This is a genomic window from Thiomicrorhabdus cannonii (assembly GCF_013391695.1).
In the GTDB taxonomy this organism is placed as follows: Bacteria; Pseudomonadota; Gammaproteobacteria; order Thiomicrospirales; family Thiomicrospiraceae; genus Thiomicrorhabdus; species Thiomicrorhabdus cannonii.
Genome location: NZ_JACBGH010000030.1, coordinates 1 through 455, shown reverse-complemented (window position 1 = coordinate 455; position 455 = coordinate 1). Strand labels below are relative to the sequence as shown.

The window sequence follows — 455 nt, the reverse complement described above, 5'->3', positions numbered from 1 at the left end:
GTAGAGGAGCGTTCTGTAAGCCTGTGAAGGTGAGTTGAGAAGCTTGCTGGAGGTATCAGAAGTGCGAATGCTGACATGAGTAACGACAATGCGAGTGAAAAACTCGCACGCCGAAAGACCAAGGTTTCCTGCGCAACGTTAATCGACGCAGGGTTAGTCGGTCCCTAAGGCGAGGCTGAAAAGCGTAGTCGATGGAAAACAGGTTAATATTCCTGTACTTCCAGTTATTGCGATGGAGGGACGGAGAAGGTTCGGCCAGCCTGGCGTTGGTTGTCCAGGTTTAAGGTGGTAGGCTGAAATCTTAGGCAAATCCGGGATTTCAAGGCCGAGAGCTGATGACGAGTTGCGTTTAGGCGATGAAGTGGTTGATACCATGCTTCCAAGAAAAGCTCCTAAGCTTCAGATAACTGGGAACCGTACCCCAAACCGACACAGGTGGTTAGGTAGAGAATACC

General features: G+C 50.1%; 1 rRNA gene. It reads left to right on the top strand.

What is annotated here, in order from left to right:
- A 23S ribosomal RNA gene (locus tag HZ297_RS11825) occupies positions 1-455 on the top strand; the annotation flags it as partial.